This window comes from Pseudomonas sp. BN102, assembly GCF_029871245.1.
In the GTDB taxonomy this organism is placed as follows: Bacteria; Pseudomonadota; Gammaproteobacteria; order Pseudomonadales; family Pseudomonadaceae; genus Metapseudomonas.
On sequence record NZ_SSON01000046.1, the window covers coordinates 1 to 15779 of the forward strand.

Annotated in this window: 14 protein-coding genes; 11 read left to right on the forward strand and 3 right to left on the reverse strand. The window is 66.9% G+C overall.

Annotated features, from left to right (window positions below):
• The coding region (locus E8F12_RS08740; protein WP_280324847.1) for a GNAT family N-acetyltransferase at positions 1-341 on the reverse strand (341 nt) is incomplete at its 3' end.
• A 480-nt stretch (positions 342-821) separates the two neighbouring features.
• Between E8F12_RS08740 and kdpF the strand changes: the two genes are divergently transcribed.
• The 7 genes from kdpF (at position 822) to glsB (ending at position 9845) form a co-directional block, all read left to right on the forward strand.
• A complete protein-coding gene (gene kdpF / locus E8F12_RS08745) occupies positions 822-911 on the forward strand; it encodes a K(+)-transporting ATPase subunit F (protein ID WP_280324848.1) in 90 nt (29 codons plus the stop codon).
• 8 nt (positions 912-919) lie between these two features.
• A complete protein-coding gene (kdpA, locus tag E8F12_RS08750) occupies positions 920-2620 on the forward strand; it encodes a potassium-transporting ATPase subunit KdpA (protein WP_280324849.1) in 1701 nt (566 codons plus the stop codon).
• Between the two features lie 12 nt (positions 2621-2632).
• A complete protein-coding gene (gene kdpB / locus E8F12_RS08755; RefSeq protein WP_280324850.1) occupies positions 2633-4684 on the forward strand; it encodes a potassium-transporting ATPase subunit KdpB in 2052 nt (683 codons plus the stop codon).
• A gap of 100 nt (positions 4685-4784) precedes the next feature.
• A complete protein-coding gene (kdpC, locus tag E8F12_RS08760; RefSeq protein ID WP_280324851.1) occupies positions 4785-5336 on the forward strand; it encodes a potassium-transporting ATPase subunit KdpC in 552 nt (183 codons plus the stop codon).
• Positions 5333-7981, forward strand: a complete 2649-nt coding sequence (locus E8F12_RS08765) for a sensor histidine kinase KdpD (RefSeq protein WP_280324853.1) — start codon at positions 5333-5335, stop codon at positions 7979-7981. Before kdpC ends, E8F12_RS08765 begins: the two co-directional genes overlap by 4 nt.
• 181 nt (positions 7982-8162) lie before the next feature.
• Positions 8163-8855, forward strand: coding sequence for a response regulator (locus tag E8F12_RS08770; RefSeq protein WP_280324854.1), 693 nt, complete (start codon positions 8163-8165; stop codon positions 8853-8855).
• Positions 8856-8936: 81 nt separating this feature from the next.
• Positions 8937-9845 carry a glutaminase B gene (glsB, locus tag E8F12_RS08775; RefSeq protein ID WP_280324855.1) on the forward strand — a complete coding sequence of 303 codons (909 nt, stop codon included), beginning with the start codon at positions 8937-8939 and terminating at the stop codon, positions 9843-9845.
• A gap of 23 nt (positions 9846-9868) precedes the next feature.
• Here the strand turns inward: glsB and E8F12_RS08780 are convergent, their stop codons facing one another.
• Complete coding sequence (locus tag E8F12_RS08780; RefSeq protein ID WP_280324856.1) at positions 9869-10894, reverse strand: patatin-like phospholipase family protein; 1026 nt, start codon at positions 10892-10894, stop codon at positions 9869-9871.
• Positions 10895-11081: 187 nt separating this feature from the next.
• Between E8F12_RS08780 and E8F12_RS08785 the strand changes: the two genes are divergently transcribed.
• Entirely contained in the window at positions 11082-11360 is a 279-nt protein-coding gene (locus tag E8F12_RS08785; protein WP_280324857.1) for a hypothetical protein, read from the forward strand.
• A 29-nt stretch (positions 11361-11389) separates the two neighbouring features.
• Here E8F12_RS08785 and E8F12_RS08790 read toward each other — a convergent pair whose 3' ends face one another.
• Positions 11390-12433, reverse strand: coding sequence for an AraC family transcriptional regulator (locus E8F12_RS08790; protein WP_280324858.1), 1044 nt, complete (start codon positions 12431-12433; stop codon positions 11390-11392).
• A gap of 131 nt (positions 12434-12564) precedes the next feature.
• Between E8F12_RS08790 and E8F12_RS08795 the strand changes: the two genes are divergently transcribed.
• The 3 genes from E8F12_RS08795 to E8F12_RS08805 are packed head-to-tail and all read left to right on the forward strand — an operon-like array spanning position 12565 to position 15731.
• Positions 12565-14040 carry an NAD(P)/FAD-dependent oxidoreductase gene (locus tag E8F12_RS08795; RefSeq protein WP_280324859.1) on the forward strand — a complete coding sequence of 492 codons (1476 nt, stop codon included), beginning with the start codon at positions 12565-12567 and terminating at the stop codon, positions 14038-14040.
• On the forward strand, positions 14024-14968 hold the full coding sequence (locus E8F12_RS08800) for an alpha/beta hydrolase (protein WP_280324860.1): 945 nt from the start codon (positions 14024-14026) through the stop codon (positions 14966-14968). The genes E8F12_RS08795 and E8F12_RS08800 overlap by 17 nt, the downstream gene beginning before the upstream one ends.
• Position 14969: 1 nt before the next feature.
• Complete coding sequence (locus E8F12_RS08805; RefSeq protein ID WP_280324861.1) at positions 14970-15731, forward strand: SDR family oxidoreductase; 762 nt, start codon at positions 14970-14972, stop codon at positions 15729-15731.
• The last annotated feature ends 48 nt before the right edge of the window (positions 15732-15779 follow it).

The window sequence follows — 15779 nt, forward strand, 5'->3', positions numbered from 1 at the left end:
CCCCGGCGCCGATAGGCCGGTTCGACGAAAACATTCAGTACATAGCCGCGCTGGTCCAGGTTCGGATGGGCCGGATGAGGAGGCCAGTCGATAGTCATGAGGCCTATCGCCGCCACAGGCTGTCCATCGTCCATCAATGCAAACCCGTAGTAGCGGCCATCGACCAGACGCCGATGCAACCAAGGCCGGAAGTGCTCGGTCATCACCCGCAACTCCGCTGGAACGCCTCCGGCCTCGAGGAACATGGTTTCGCGATGGACACAAATCATCTGAAGGTCATTCAGCTCCAGCCGACGTGCCTTCAAACCTGAAAAGTCGATTTCACCGAGCATCTCTTTCATCGCATGGACCAATACGGAGTGGTCGATGCTAGGGCGGGGGCATGGTGAGTGAAAGGCGCAGATCGAAAGGAAATTCTCCATACAGCGATCGCTCTCAGACCCGAGATACCAGCATCAGCTGGAAGGTGCAGTGCGAATGCCCGTTTCTGGCCGGAAGCGCAAATTGAGCAGTGACGGTGGTATGACGCGATATTCGCCAGCTGCGCTGACGGCCATCCTACCCCGCGTGCCTCTTCGCCCCTGAAGAGGAGAGGGGTGACTCGCGCCTGATGGGGTGAATTCATCCTGAAGCTGCGGTTTGGTCCGCAAGTAGCTGAGCCAACCACGTCATGTCGTTTTTGCCGGATCACCGATCCGGCATTCTTCCGCACTCTTTACGCATTCTTGATGCCCCGACACCTCCCCGGGACTCGTTCCTTTACGCCCCTCGTTCCGACAATGGCTCCACAGCGGCACAGACCGCATCTAGGAGTACAAGCAATGAGCATTCTCGACGGGATGTCCCTGGTTCTGGCCATGGGGCTTTTCATTTATTTGCTGGTGGCGCTGCTGCGCGCCGAGCGCGGCTAGGAGGCCACATGCAACTTCAGGACATCGGCCTCATCCTGGCCTTTTTCGTGCTGGTGCTGGCACCGGCACCCTTCCTTGGGCGCTTCTACTACCGGGTGATGGAAGGACAACGCACCTTCCTGACTCCGGTTTTCGCGCCCGTGGAGCGTTTCTGCTACCGCATCTCCGGCGTCGATGCCGAGCGCGAGCAGGACTGGAAAACCTACGGCGTGGCGCTGTTGGCCTTCAACATTGCCGGCCTCGCGCTGCTCTTCGCCATTCTCATGCTGCAAGGCGTGCTGCCGCTGAACCCGCAGAAGCTGCCTGGCCTGGAATGGAGCCTGGCGTTCAACACCGCCGTCAGCTACGTCACCAACACCAACTGGCAGGCCTATAGCGGCGAAGCCAGCCTGAGCTATTTCAGCCAGATGGTCGGCCTCGGCGTGCAGAACTTTGTCAGCGCTGCCGTCGGCCTCTGCGTGCTGGTCGCCTTCGCCCGTGGTATCAGCCGCCGCAGCACCGACCGCCTGGGCAACTTCTGGGTCGACCTGACCCGCGGCACCCTCTACGGCCTGCTGCCGCTGTGCCTGCTGCTGGCGCTGTTCCTGGTCTGGCAGGGCGTTCCGCAGACCTTCCTGGATTACGCCCACGCGGTGACCCTACAGGGCGCCGACCAGAGCATTCCGCTCGGCCCGGCGGCCAGCCAGATCGCCATCAAGCAGCTGGGCACCAACGGTGGCGGCTTCTTCGGCGTCAACTCGGCGCACCCCTTCGAGAACCCCACCATCTGGAGCAACCTGGCGGAGGTGGCCTCGATCATCCTGATCCCGGCGGCCCTGGTGTTCACCTTCGGTCACTACGTCAAGGACCTGCGCCAGAGCCGCGCGCTACTGGCCTGCATGTTGGTGCTCTTCGTCATCGGCCTGGGCGTGACCCTGTACAGCGAGCACCAGCCGAACCCGGCGCTGGCCGGCCTGCCCATCGAGCAGGTTGGCTCCCTGGAGGGCAAGGAAAGCCGCTTCGGCATCGCTGCCTCGGCGCTCTGGGCCGTGACCACCACCGCCGCCTCCAACGGCTCGGTCAATGCCATGCACGACAGCTTCAGCGCCATCGGCGGGATGATCCCGATGTTCAACATGATGCTCGGCGAGATCATCTTCGGCGGTGTCGGTGCCGGCCTCTACGGCATGCTGCTGTTCGTCCTGATCGCGGTGTTCCTCGCCGGCCTGATGATCGGCCGCACCCCGGAATACCTCGGCAAGAAGCTGGAGGCCCGCGAAGTTCGACTGCTGGTGGCCACCCTGTTGGTGATGCCGATAGGTGTGCTGGTGTTCTGCGGCCTGGCCATCAGCCTGGACGGCCCGGCGGCGTCCATCGCCAACCCCGGCGCCCACGGTTTCAGCCAGGCCCTCTACGCCTATACCTCGGGTACTGCCAACAATGGCTCGGCCTTTGCCGGTTTCGGCGCCAACACGCCGTTCCACAACGTGCTGATCGGCCTGGCCATGCTTCTCGGCCGCTTCGGCTACATCCTCCCGGTACTGGCGATCGCCGGCAGCCTGGCGATGAAGAAGCGCTCCCCGCTGGGCGCCAACAGCTTCCCCACCCATGGCCCGCTGTTCGTCACCCTGCTGACCCTGACCATCCTGCTGGTCGGTGGCCTGACCTTCCTGCCGGCGCTGGCCCTCGGGCCGATCGCCGAACACCTCGCGCTGATCCAGGGCTTCTAAGGGAGATCCATGATGAATGCCCCCATACAGGCGCTCAAAGGCGCCAAGCAGCAACCCAAGACCACCTTCGCCGCGCTGTGGAAACCCGCGCTGCGCCAGGCCTTCGTCAAGCTCGACCCGCGCCAGCTGGTGCGTTCGCCGGTGATTCTGGTGGTCGAGCTGACCGCCGTGGTCACCACGATCCTCTGCGCCATCCCCAACCCGGCGGTGAGCACTGGCCTGGCCGTGCAGATCGCCCTCTGGCTCTGGTTCACCGTGCTCTTCGCCAACTTCGCCGAAGCCCTCGCCGAGGGCCGTGGCAAGGCGCGTGCCGACAGCCTGCGGGCCGGTAGCCAGGGCCTGACCGCACGCCGCCGCAAGGCTGACGGCAAGTTCGAATCCGTCCCGGCCGCCAGCCTGCGCCGTGGCGATATCGTCCGCGTCGAATCCGGCGAGCTGATCCCCGGTGACGGCGAGGTGATCGAAGGGATTGCTGCGGTCAACGAAGCGGCCATCACCGGCGAATCGGCGCCGGTGATCCGCGAGTCCGGTGGCGACCGTTCCGGCGTCACCGGCAACACCCGCATTGTGTCCGACTGGCTGCTGGTGAAGATCACCGCCAACCCCGGCGAATCCACCCTGGACCGGATGATCGCCCTGGTGGAGGGCGCCAAGCGCCAGAAGACCCCCAACGAGGTGGCGCTGGACATCCTGCTGATCGGCCTGACCCTGATCTTCCTGCTGGTGGTGGCCACCCTGCAGCCCTTCGCCCGCTACGCTGGCGGCGACCTGCCGCTGGTGTACCTGGTGGCGCTGCTGGTGACCCTGATCCCCACCACCATCGGCGGCCTGCTGTCCGCCATCGGCATCGCCGGCATGGACCGCCTGGTGCGCCTCAACGTCATCGCCAAATCGGGCCGCGCTGTGGAGGCCGCCGGTGACGTGCACGTGCTGCTGTTGGACAAGACCGGCACCATCACTTTCGGCAACCGCCGTTGCAGCGCGATGATCAAGGCCCCCGGCGTGGCCGGCAAGGAGCTCTCCGACGCCGCGCTGCTGGCGTCCCTGGCCGACGAGACCCCGGAAGGCAAGTCCATAGTCGAATACCTGCGCAACCTGCACCCGATGCAGGAACCGGCCCGCGAGGAGATCGAGGTGATTCCGTTCACCGCCGAAACCCGCCTTTCCGGCGCCGACTGGGCCGGCCGCAGCTACCGCAAGGGTGCGGTGGACGCCGTGCTCGCCTGGGTCGGCGTGGGCCGCGACGAGGTGCCGGCACCGCTCGCCCGCGAGATCGAGAAGATCGCCCAGAGCGGCGGCACTCCGCTGCTGGTGGCCGCCGACGGCAAGTTGCTGGGCGCCATCCACCTCAAGGACGTGGTCAAGCCGGGCATCCGCGACCGTTTCGCCGAACTGCGGCAGATGGGCATCCGCACCGTGATGGTCACCGGTGACAACCCGCTGACCGCCGCCGCCATCGCCGCCGAGGCAGGGGTGGACGACGTCATCGCCGAAGCCACACCAGAGAAGAAACTGACGCGCATCCGCCAGGAACAGGGCGAGGGCAAGATGGTCGCCATGTGCGGCGACGGCGCCAACGACGCGCCGGCGCTGGCCCAGGCCGACGTCGGCCTGGCCATGAACGATGGCACCCAGGCTGCCCGTGAGGCCGCCAACCTGGTGGACCTGGATTCGGACCCCACCAAGTTGCTGGACGTGGTGCAGGTGGGCAAGGAACTGCTGGTCACCCGTGGCGCCCTGACCACCTTCTCGGTGGCCAACGACGTGGCCAAGTACTTCGCCATCCTTCCCGCGCTCTTCGCCGGGATTTACCCGCAGCTGGGCGTGCTCAACATCATGCAGCTGGCCAGCCCGCAGAGCGCCATCCTCTCGGCCATCGTGTTCAATGCGCTGATCATCGTCGCGCTGATCCCGCTGGCCCTGCGCGGGGTTCGGGTGCAGGCCACGGATGCCGCCAGCCTGCTGCGGCGCAACCTGCTGATCTACGGACTGGGCGGCATAGTCGCGCCCTTCGTCGGTATCAAGCTGATCGATGTCCTGCTCACTGCAGTCGGGTTGGTCTGAACCCGGCTTTTTCTCCCCTCTCCCGCTTGCGGGAGAGGGGCCGGGGGAGAGGGCAGACGCCGCCCCCGGCCAGCCTTAGCTTTCCTGCGAGGAACTGAATATGCTTAGCCAACTTCGCCCAGCCCTGAGCCTCCTGGCCCTGATGACCCTGATCACCGGCGTCGCCTACCCCCTGACCGTCACTGGCATTGCCCAGCTCGCCTTCCCCGGGCAAGCGAATGGCAGCCTGGTACACGACGCCAAGGGTGACGTGCGCGGCAGCGCCCTGCTGGCGCAGAACTTCGACGGCGCCGAGTGGTTCCAGCCGCGTCCGTCCGCCGCATCCTTCGCCACCGTGGCCAGTGGCGCCAGCAACCTGGCGCCGAGCAACCCGGCCCTGGCCGAGCGCATCAACAAGGAAGCGAACCGTCTCGCCACTGAAGGCCACGGCAAGGTCCCCATGGCCCTGGTCACCACCTCCGGCAGCGGTCTCGATCCGCACCTGCCGCCGGCCGCTGCGCGCTTCCAGATCGCTCGCATCTCTGCCGAACGCGGCATGCCGGCTGATGCGCTGGAGCGCCTGGTGGAGCAGAACACCGAGCGGCCGCTGGTGGGACCGGCGGTGGTCAATGTCCTGGCCCTGAACACACAGTTGAATGAGATGACTCGATGAGTGATGCCCAGCGCGCCGACGCGCTGCTGGCCGATATGCCCCGTGAGGGGCGTGGCCGCCTGAAAGTCTTCCTTGGCGCGGCGCCGGGCGTGGGCAAGACCTTTGCGATGCTCCAGGCCGCCCAGACGCAACTGCGTCAGGGCGTGGACCTGCGTGCCGGCGTGGTGGAAACCCACGGCCGCGCGGAAACCGAAGCCATGCTCGCCGGGCTGCCGCAGCAACCGCTGCGGCGGTTCGACTACCGCGGCATGAGCCTGACCGAAATGGACCTCGATGGCCTGCTCGCCCAGCCGCCCAGGCTTGCCCTGGTGGACGAGCTGGCCCATACCAATGCCCCCGGCAGCCGCCACGCCAAGCGCTGGCAGGACGTGCAGGAGCTGCTTGACGCCGGCATCGACGTCTACACCACGGTCAACGTCCAGCACCTCGAGGCGCTGAACGATCAGGTGCACGACATCACCGGCGTGCAAGTGCGCGAGACACTGCCCGACTGGGTGCTGCAGGAGGCCGATGAAATCCTCCTGGTGGACCTGCCACCGCGTGAGCTGCTGGAGCGCCTGCGCGAAGGCAAGGTCTACGTGCCCGAGCAGGCGCGGGCCGCCATAGACGCCTTCTTCTCCCAGACCAACCTCACCGCGCTGCGCGAGCTGGCCATGCAGACCGCCGCCGCGCGGGTCGACGCCGATCTCAATCGCCGATATCGCCAGCGTGGCCTGGAAGCGCCCGCCGTGCGCGGCCGGCTGCTGGTGGGCATAGACGGCGACCACCAGGCCGAGCGCCTGGTGCGCCATGCCAGCCGGGTCGCCGAGCGGCGCCACCTGCCTTGGTCGGTGGTGCACGTGGACACCGGCGGCGCGCGCTCGGAAGAGGTCCGTGCACGCCTGCAGGGCGCCCAGCAGCTGGCCGAGCGCCTGGGCGGCGAAGTGGTGACCCTGCGCGCCGAATCCGTGGCCAAGGCCCTGGTCCAGCACGCCGAGGAGCGCCGCGCCAGCCTGCTGCTGGTGGGCCGCAGCCGCCAGCGCCTGCGCCGCCGCCTGTTCGGCCGCGGCCTGGCCGAGCGACTGCTGCGCTATGCCGTGGGCCTGGAAGTCAGCGTGCTGGACACCGAAGTCGATAGCCGTCCTGCCACGTCAAGGGCGCGCTACCCGGCGCGGCTTGCCGACTACGGCCTGGCGCTGCTGGCGGCGATGGCGGCCACGGGGCTGGCGTGGGCGGTGTCACAGGCCCTGGAACTGCCGAACATCTCCCTGGTGTTCCTCGCCGCCGTGCTGCTGGTGGCCGTACGCAGCAGCCTGGGGCCAGCCTTGTTCTGCGCCGGGCTGTCCTTTCTCGCCTACGACTTCCTGTTCATCCCGCCGACCTTCTCGCTGACGATCGAGCGCCAGGAGGATGTGCTCACCCTCTTGTTCTTCCTGCTCATGGCCGGACTGACGGGCAACCTGGCCTCGCGTCAGCGCCGCCAGCTCGAAGCCCTGCGCGATACCCAGGCGGAAACCACCGCCTTGCTCGACTTGTCGCGCAAGCTCACCGCCGCCACTGACCGCCAGGCAGTGCTCAGCGCAGCGGTGCAGCAGTTCGCCCCTTGGACCGATGTGGAGGTCTGCCTCCTGGCCCGTAGCAAGGACGGAGTCTGGAAGGTGGAAGCCGGCGCCCAGCGCCTGTTGGCCGACCAGGAACGGGCGGCGGCGGAGTGGTCCTGGCAGCATGGCCTGCCCGCTGGCCTGGGCACCGACACCCTGCCCGGCGGACGCTGGTGGTGGATGCCATTGTCCGGAGAGGAGGGACCGCTGGCGCTGCTCGGCGTCAGCCCTCGTGACGAGGCGCCGCTGCCCGCTGGCCGGCGGCGTCTGATCGCCGCCCTCGGCCAACCTTTGGCCCAGGCCCTGGACCGCGCGCAGCTGGCCGAGGACCTGGAGGCGGCACGTCTGCATGGTGAAACCGAGCAGTTGCGCAGCGCGCTGCTGGCCTCGGTTTCCCACGACCTGCGTACCCCGCTCACGGCCATGCGCGGCTCCATCGACAGCCTGCTGGCCCTGGGCGAAGCCATCCCCCTGGCAGACCGTCGCGAGCTGCTGGAGGGCACCCGTGACGAAGCCGAACGCCTCGACCGCTACATCCAGAACCTGCTGGACATGACCCGCCTCGGTCATGGCGGTCTCAAACTCGCCCGTGACTGGGTAGCGCCGGTGGACATAGTCGCCAGCGCCCTGCAGCGCTTGCGCCCGGTGCTGGCGCCGCTCAGGCTGGAAACCCATGTACCGGAGCCACTGCCGCTGCTCTACGTGCACGCCGCGCTGATCGAACAGGCTCTGGTCAATGTGCTGGAAAACGCCGCGCGCTTCTCGCCGGGCAATGGCCGCCTGCAGGTCAGCGTCGAGGCCGACGAGGCCGAGCTGCGCTTCGCTGTCAGCGACCAGGGGCCCGGCATTCCGCCGGAAGAGCGCGACAAAATCTTCGACATGTTCTATACCGCCGCACGAGGCGACCGTGGCGGGCAGGGCACCGGTCTCGGCCTGGCCATCTGCCAGGGCATGGTCGGCGCCCATGGCGGCCGCGTGACCGTGGGCGAGGGCCTGGATGGCCAAGGCGCCACCCTGACCCTGCACCTGCCGTTGCACCCGCAGCCGCAGTTGGAGGAAGAGTGATTGCCTGCCCATCGGCTGACATACCTTGTGGGGGCGCTATCTTGTGGGGGCGAATTCATTCGCCAAGGGACGCGAAGCGGCCCCTGGGGCTTTGACGGCCGAACCTTCGGTCCGGTTAGCGAATGAATTCGCCCCCACAGAAAAAGCAGTCCGTATGTGCAATGGATTTGATGAACGACCCATGACAACCAACCAACCGACCATTCTGGTCATCGACGACGAAGCGCAGATCCGTAAGTTCCTGCGCATCAGCCTGGCGGCCCAGGGCTACCGGGTGCTGGAAGGCGCCAATGGCCGTGAAGGCCTGGCCCAGGCGGTGCTGGCCAAGCCCGACCTGGTGGTGCTCGACCTTGGCCTGCCTGACCTGGACGGCAAGGACGTGCTGCGTGAACTACGCGATTGGTCGCAGGTGCCGGTGCTGGTGCTCTCGGTGCGTGCCAGCGAGGGCGAAAAGGTGCTGGCGCTGGACGGCGGGGCCAACGACTACGTGACCAAGCCCTTCAGCGTTCAGGAATTCCTCGCCCGCGTGCGCGTACTGCTGCGCCAGGGCGGCCCCGGCGAGCAGCAGGAAGCCAACGTCAGCAGCGGCCCGCTCGGGGTGGATTTCGCCTACCGCCGGGTGACCCTGGACGGTGAGGAGGTGTCCCTGACCCGCAAGGAATACGCCGTGCTTGCCCAACTGGCCCGGCACCTGGGGCGGGTGGTCACCCAGCAGCAACTGCTCAAGGACATCTGGGGGCCCACTCATGTCGAGGACAGCCACTACCTGCGCGTAGTGGTCGGGCACCTGCGGCAGAAGCTCGGTGACGACCCGGCCGACCCGCGATTCATCGTTACCGAGGCGGGGGTTGGCTATCGTTTGAAGGAGGCCTGAGAGCCGCTGTGCCGCCATGCTCACGGCGTGCGTCCAGTGCTGCATGGGCGCGAAGGCGCTCCCCCCAACGGAAGGACCGGCATGCAGCAGCTGTTGAACGAAATCCTTGAAGAAGTACGCCCGCTGATAGGCCTGGGCAAGGTGGCCAGTTATATCCCCGCGCTGTCCTGCGTCAGCCCGGACCAGCTCGGCATCGCCGTCTACAGCAATGACGGCGAGCTGTCTTATGCAGGGGACGGCCTCACGCCGTTTTCCATCCAGAGCATTTCCAAGGTGTTCAGCCTGGTGCAGGCCATCCAGCATTCGGGCGAGGACATCTGGCAGCGCCTAGGGCACGAGCCCTCGGGCCAGCCGTTCAACTCCCTGGTGCAGCTGGAGTTCGAGCGCGGCGTGCCGCGCAACCCCTTCATCAACGCCGGCGCCTTGGTGATCTGCGATATCAACGAATCGCGCTTCGCGGCGCCTTCGCTGTCCATGCGCGATTTCGTCCGGCGCCTCTCCGGCAACCGCCTCGTGGTGTCCGACGAGGTGGTGGCCCGATCCGAGTACCAGCACCGTGCGCGCAACGCCGCCATGGCCTACCTGATGCAGTCCTTCGGCAACTTCCACAACGACGTGGAGGCCGTCTTGCACAGCTACTTCCACCACTGCGCCATCCGCATGAGCTGTGCGGACCTGGCCCTGGCCTTCAGCTTCCTCGCCAACGAAGGCATCAGCCCCCACAGCGGCGAACAGGTCCTCAGCCCGCGCCAGGCCAAGCAGGTCAATGCCATCATGGCTACCAGCGGCCTCTACGACGAAGCCGGCAATTTCGCCTACCGCGTGGGGCTGCCGGGCAAGAGCGGGGTAGGCGGTGGGATAGTGGCGGTGGTGCCGGGGCGCTTCACCGTCTGCGTCTGGTCCCCGGAGCTCAATCCGGCCGGCAACTCCCTGGCGGGCATGGCGGCGCTGGAGAAGCTCTCGGAGCGGATTGGCTGGTCGATTTTCTGAGCCTGCAGGGATTGCGTCACCCTTCAGTTTCCCCGCTCGTACCGCTCCAGGGTTTCACTGGCGATCTGCCGGCCCAGCTGGATCAGCTCCGGCGCCTTGTAGAACTCGAAGAAGCGGCACACGCGCTTGGGCACGTTGATCAGGATGTCCGGCGGGTAGCCGGCGATCTTGTATTGGGCCAGGGACGTCTGCATCACCTCGAAGCTCTGGTTGACCAGGTCCAGCAGCGAGGCCGGGCCGACACTGGCGATCACTTGCGAGCCGCTGGCGGACCTGGGCGCGCCTTCGGCCTGCGGGGCGGCGGCCGGTTGCTGCATCTGTGGTGCGGCGTTCTCCAGCCAGGGGTTGCCGCCAGGCAGGCTCTCGGGGTCGAGCAGGCCGTGCGGCTCGTCATCGCCGCGCTTCCAGAAGGGCAGCCGCGAGCTGAGGGAAGCCATCAGCAGGTCGACACGGCTCTTGATCGCGGGCGGCCGCTCGATCACCGGCAACTGATAATCGCGTTGGGTAGTGGCATTGAGGTTGACGGCGATGATCAGGTCGCAGTGGCTGGAGACCACCGGGATGATCGGCAGCGGGTTCAGCAGGCCGCCGTCCACCAGCATACGGGTGCCCTGGACCACTGGAGTGAAGAGGCTGGGAATGGCCGCCGAGGCGCGCATGGCCTGGTGCAGGCAGCCTTCCTGGAACCAGATTTCCTGCTGGTTGGTCAGGTCGGTGGCAACGGCGGTATAGGGGATGCGCAGGTCCTCGATGTTCACCTCGCCGACTATGTCGCGGATGCGCCCGAAGACCTTCTCGCCGCGGATGGCACCGAGCCGGAAGCTGACGTCCAGGAGGCGCAGCACGTCGAGATAGTCCAGGCTTTCGGTCCATTCGCGATAGTGGCGCAGCTTGCCGGCGGCGTAGATGCCACCCACCACAGCGCCCATGGAGCAGCCGGCGATACAGGCGATGTCATAGCCGCGAGCCTCGATCTCTTCGATCACGCCGATGTGCGCGTAGCCCCGCGCACCTCCCGAACCCAGCACCAGTGCAACGCGTTTGCTCATGCGATTTCCCCCGCCAACTGAGCTTCGACGATACGCCCGCCAGCGGGGTGCCGCCAAGGCGCGCCGTGCCTGCGCCAGAACCGGTCGTCGGTGGCGGTCGAACAGTCCACGGAGTTGAATCGTCCGGGTACCCGACCGTCTATCGAAACACTAGACTCTGTCGATCTTCACCACGGGAGTTTTATCGATGAAAGCCTGGATCAGCCTGCCCCTGATGGCCCTGTTACTCGTCGGTTGCGCCGGCAAGACGGCCTACCGCGACAGTTGCGCCGCGGAACTGGATGCCGCCTGGAAAGAACTGGACCTGGCCAAGGTCGAAGGCTTTTCCGGCACCGTGAGCTATTCCAAGGCCCTGAGCCTGCTCACCGCCGCCAAGACCCAGCAGCAGTTCGAAAGCTTCGAAGGTTGCACCAACAAGGCCGAGAAGGCTCGTTTCTACATTCGTGAATCCCGCGCCGGGAGGTAGGCCTGCTTTGCAGCCTGCCCCTCGCCACGTCAGGGCGAGGGGTGGGCAGTCCGAGTCCTTTCCCGCCGGTAACGCCCCGGTGTCATGCCCCGCCAACGCTTGAACGCATGCAGGAAGTTGGACACCTCGCCGTACCCGAGCCGATCTGCGATCTCCTCGAGGCTCAGCCCCGTGGAGGCCAGCAGTTCTTCGGCCAGCGTCTGCCGTACCTCGTCCTGAAGCAGCCGAAAGCTGGTCCCCTCCGCCTCGAGCTTGCGCCGCAGGGTGCGTGAGGTCAGGTGCAGTTCGTCAGCCAGCCGTTCCATATCCGTCGCTTGCCCGGTCCGCGCGAGCAGGAGGTCGCGAACGCGCCCGGCAAAGCCGCCGCGCTCCCTTCGGCGTGCCAGGAGGATGCGGCATTGCTCTTCGCAATGTTGCGCTACCTGCGGGTTGGCACCCGGTAGGGGAAGGTCGAGCAGCCGGCGGGGAATGATGACGCGGTTGTCCGCGGCAGCGAATTCCGGCGTCAGGCCCAGCAGGTCCCGGTAAGGCGCCGTATCGGCCGGTGCCGCTATGCGGAAACGGGCGCCCAATAGCGGCAGCTTGGCGTTGGTCAGGTCACGCTGCACGCTCAGCGCGCCTGCCACATCGCGTTCGAGGAGGAAGCTGCGCAGGTCTTCCGGCACATCCTCATCGTCGAACACCAGGTGCGCCTCTTCCCCGACCTCTACCAGGTATATGCGGTGGAAGGCATAGGTCAGGTCCAGGTAGCGCAGGCCGAGTTGCGCGGCGCTGCGGTAGGTGGGGCTGCTGAGCAGCGCGAAGCCCCAGATGCCATAGGTGTTGAGGCGGTAGCGCTGGCCCGCCTCGAGCCCTGCGCCCGGGAGGTGGCCAAGGCCCAGGGCGATATTGCGCAGCAGCTGCAGTTCCTGGCTGGTGGCGACTTCGGCGCCGGGGTCGGCGAGCAGCCGCCAGTCGAGCCCGGTCCCGGCCAGGCACTGCTCGACGGTCAGGCCGTGGTCGAGGCCGAACTGCGTCATCAGCTGCACGCTGATGGCGCTGCGTCGCGCGGCCCAGTGGGGTGGTTGAGGCATGGGTGGAAACCTGTCCGAATTTCACAATTTGCTGTCCGACTATGCCATAACGCGATGCGGTGCGGCGCTCTAGGATTCTCCCTACCGCGCAGTCCTTCGGGAGGGCGCGGACATATCCATGGGAGAGAACAATGCGTAAGAATCCCGAGCATCCCGTGCCTTTGCACGTGCTGATCATCGGCGCCGGCTTCGGCGGCCTGGGCCTGGCCATCCAGTTGCAGAAGGCCGGCATCGAAGACTTCCTGATCCTGGAAAAGGGCAGCGAAGTGGGCGGCACCTGGCGTGACAACAGCTACCCCGGCGCGGCCTGCGACGTGCCTTCGCACCTCTATTCCTTTTCCTTCGAACCCAAGGTTGACTGGTCACGCAAGTACGCACCGCAGGAAGAGATTTTCGCCTACCAGCGCCATTGCGCGGACAAGTACGGCCTGCGCCGGAAGATCTGCTTCGGCAGCGAGGTGATGGGCGCCGAGTTCATTGAAGCGAGCGGCCTCTGGCAGGTGAGTACGCGGAACGGCGAACGCTTCAGGGCACGTGCCCTGGTCAGCGCCTGCGGCCAGTTGAACCGCCCGGCCTGGCCGCGCATTCCGGGGCTGGACGCCTTCAAGGGCGAGCTGTTCCATTCGGCGCGCTGGAACCATGGCTTCCCGCTGGAGGGCAAGCGCGTGGCGGTGATCGGCACCGGCGCCAGCGCCATCCAGTTCGTCCCGCAGATCGCCCCGAAGGTCGCGCGGCTGCAGCTGTTCCAGCGCTCGGCGGCCTATGTGATCCCGAAGCCCGACCGCACCTATCGGGCCTGGGAACTGGCGCTCATGCGCCGCCTGCCGGGCCTGCAGAAGCTGGACCGGATGCTCAAGTACATCCAGCACGAGACGCGGGTGCTGGCCTTCTCGGTGTTCCCGCCGCTGATGAAGCTGATGCGGCTGAAGTTCAACCGCCACCTGGCGCGTGGCATCCCTGATGCCGCGCTACGCAAGCGCCTGCAGCCGGACTACCCGCTGGGTTGCAAGCGCATCCTGATATCCAACGACTTCTACCCGGCCCTGGCGCGGCCCAACGTGGAGGTGATCGACGGCGGAATACGCGAGGTGACGGATGACGCCCTGGTCACCACCGACGGCCAGCGCCATGAGGTGGACGCCATCATCCTCGGCACCGGTTTCGCCGCCACTGACTTCCTCGCCCCCATGAGCATTCGCGGGCTGGCCGGACGCGACCTGAACCAGGCCTGGCGGGAAGGCGCGGAGGCCTACCTCGGCATCAGCGTCAGTGGCTTTCCCAACCTGTTCATCCTCTACGGACCGAACACCAACCTGGGCCACAACTCGATCATCTATATGCTGGAGAGCCAGTTCCCCTATGTGCTGGACGGCATCAAGGCGCTGGGCGAGCCGGGGCTGCGCTACCTCGACCTGAAGCCCGCCGTGCAGCGCTCCTACAACCAGCACCTGCAGCGACAGGTGCGCCACTCCATCTGGGAGCAGGGCTGCAACAGCTGGTACAAGACCGCGGATGGAAAAAACACCAACAACTGGCCCGGTTTCACCTTCACTTACCGCCAACTGACTCGCCGACTGGAGCTGGACCACTATGAATGCGCCCGTTGAGTTCACTGCCCCGGAGCCGGGCCAGGCGTTGCTACGCACGACCCTGCGCGGCGCCTTGCGCCTGCTGTTCCGTGGCCTGATGCGGCCGCCCGTGCCAGTCGCCATGCAGCGCCTGGTGCTGCGCGCACTGACCGCCAGCACCCTGGCGCCGGGTGGCCTGGTGCGCCAGCCGGCGCGGCTGGCTGGGCGACCCTGCGAGTGGTACCGACCCCAGGGCGGTAGCCATGTGGTGCTGCTCTACCTGCATGGCGGCGCTTTCATTACCGGCTCGCCGGCCACCCACCGCGCCATTACCGCGACTCTTGCCAAGCGCGCCGGGGTGGCGGTGTGCGCGCTGGATTACCGGTTGGCGCCGGAGCACCCCTTTCCCACCGCGCGGGACGATGCCCTGGCCGCTTACCGCGAGCTGCTGGCGGCGGGTTTCCCGGCGTCGAGGATCGTCATCGGCGGAGATTCGGCGGGCGGCAACCTGAGCCTGATCACCGCCCTGGAGATCAAGCGCCAGGGCCTGCCGCAACCGGCGGGACTGCTGTGCTTCTCGCCGGTGACCGACCTCAGCGGCACGCGCCAGCACAGGCCGGCGGCGGGCGACCCGTTGATCCATCCGGCCTGGGTGGAGCAGGCGATGGACCTGTATTGCCCGCCCGGCATGGATCGCCGCGATCCGGCACTGTCGCCGCTGTTCGCCGACCTTTCCGCCCTGGCGCCGATGCTGGTGCAGGTGGCCGAGGACGAGGTGCTGCGCGACGACAGCCTGCACCTGGCCGAGCGGGTGCGCGCGGCCGGCGGCTGGGTGCGGCTGGAGCGCTACCCGGGCCTCTGGCATGTGTTCCAGGCCCACGCCGGGCTGTTGCGCACGGCGGACCAGGCCCTGGCCAGCGCGGCGGACTTCATCTGCAAGCGTGTGGACGAGGGGGAGGAGGCCTGAGATGGACAACATCCTGATTACCGGCGCCGCCTCTGGCATCGGCGCCGCCACCGCCCGGCTGTTCCATGAGCGCGGCTGGCAGGTGGGTCTGATCGACCTCAACCCTGAAGCGCTCGCGACCCAGGCCGCCGCCCTGGGCGGCGTCTGGCACCGTGCGCTGGACGTGACCGATCTCGCCGCCGTCGAAGCCGCCCTGGAGGACTTCTGCGGCCGCCACGCCGGCCAGTTGCGGCTGCTGTTCAATTGTGCGGGCGTACTGCGTTTCGGCCATTTCGAGGAGATCGGGATGGCCGAGCATGCGCGCATCCTGAACATCAACGTGCTGGGGCTGGTGCAGGTGACCCACGCCGCCTTTGCCTACCTCAAGGCCACCCGTGGCGCCCAGGTCATCAATATGGGGTCGGCGTCGGGCCTGTATGGCACGCCGCACATGGCCAGCTACTCGGCCTCGAAGTTCGCCGTGCGCGGCTTCACCGAGGCCCTGGAGCTGGAATGGCACCGCCATGGCATCCGCGTCGGCGACCTGATGCCGCCCTTCGTGCGTACGCCCATGGTTAGCAGCCAATGCTTCGAACCGCCGGTGCTGCGCCGCCTCGGGGTGAATCTGGACGCTGAGGACATAGCCCGGGCCGCCTGGCAGCAGGCGCAGGGCGCGGCAGTGCACCGGCCGGTGAGCTGGCTGTTCCGGCTGATGTACTGGTCGGGGCAGGTTTCGCCGGCATGGATGAACCGGGGAATCATGAAGGTTCTCAGTGGGGTTTAGGCCTCTCCCGGAGGGAGGGGGAGCTTGATGTAGGAGCGAGCTTGCTCG

Bases quoted from the DNA above. Each gene is read 5' to 3' on its own strand.
- kdpF (WP_280324848.1), top strand. From the start codon at position 822: ATGAGCATTCTCGACGGGATGTCCCTGGTTCTGGCCATGGGGCTTTTC.
- kdpA (WP_280324849.1), top strand. From the start codon at position 920: ATGCAACTTCAGGACATCGGCCTCATCCTGGCCTTTTTCGTGCTGGTG.
- kdpB (WP_280324850.1), top strand. From the start codon at position 2,633: ATGAATGCCCCCATACAGGCGCTCAAAGGCGCCAAGCAGCAACCCAAG.
- kdpC (WP_280324851.1), top strand. From the start codon at position 4,785: ATGCTTAGCCAACTTCGCCCAGCCCTGAGCCTCCTGGCCCTGATGACC.
- E8F12_RS08765 (WP_280324853.1), top strand. From the start codon at position 5,333: ATGAGTGATGCCCAGCGCGCCGACGCGCTGCTGGCCGATATGCCCCGT.
- E8F12_RS08770 (WP_280324854.1), top strand. From the start codon at position 8,163: ATGACAACCAACCAACCGACCATTCTGGTCATCGACGACGAAGCGCAG.
- glsB (WP_280324855.1), top strand. From the start codon at position 8,937: ATGCAGCAGCTGTTGAACGAAATCCTTGAAGAAGTACGCCCGCTGATA.
- E8F12_RS08780 (WP_280324856.1), bottom strand. From the start codon at position 10,894: ATGAGCAAACGCGTTGCACTGGTGCTGGGTTCGGGAGGTGCGCGGGGC.
- E8F12_RS08785 (WP_280324857.1), top strand. From the start codon at position 11,082: ATGAAAGCCTGGATCAGCCTGCCCCTGATGGCCCTGTTACTCGTCGGT.
- E8F12_RS08790 (WP_280324858.1), bottom strand. From the start codon at position 12,433: ATGCCTCAACCACCCCACTGGGCCGCGCGACGCAGCGCCATCAGCGTG.
- E8F12_RS08795 (WP_280324859.1), top strand. From the start codon at position 12,565: ATGCGTAAGAATCCCGAGCATCCCGTGCCTTTGCACGTGCTGATCATC.
- E8F12_RS08800 (WP_280324860.1), top strand. From the start codon at position 14,024: ATGAATGCGCCCGTTGAGTTCACTGCCCCGGAGCCGGGCCAGGCGTTG.
- E8F12_RS08805 (WP_280324861.1), top strand. From the start codon at position 14,970: ATGGACAACATCCTGATTACCGGCGCCGCCTCTGGCATCGGCGCCGCC.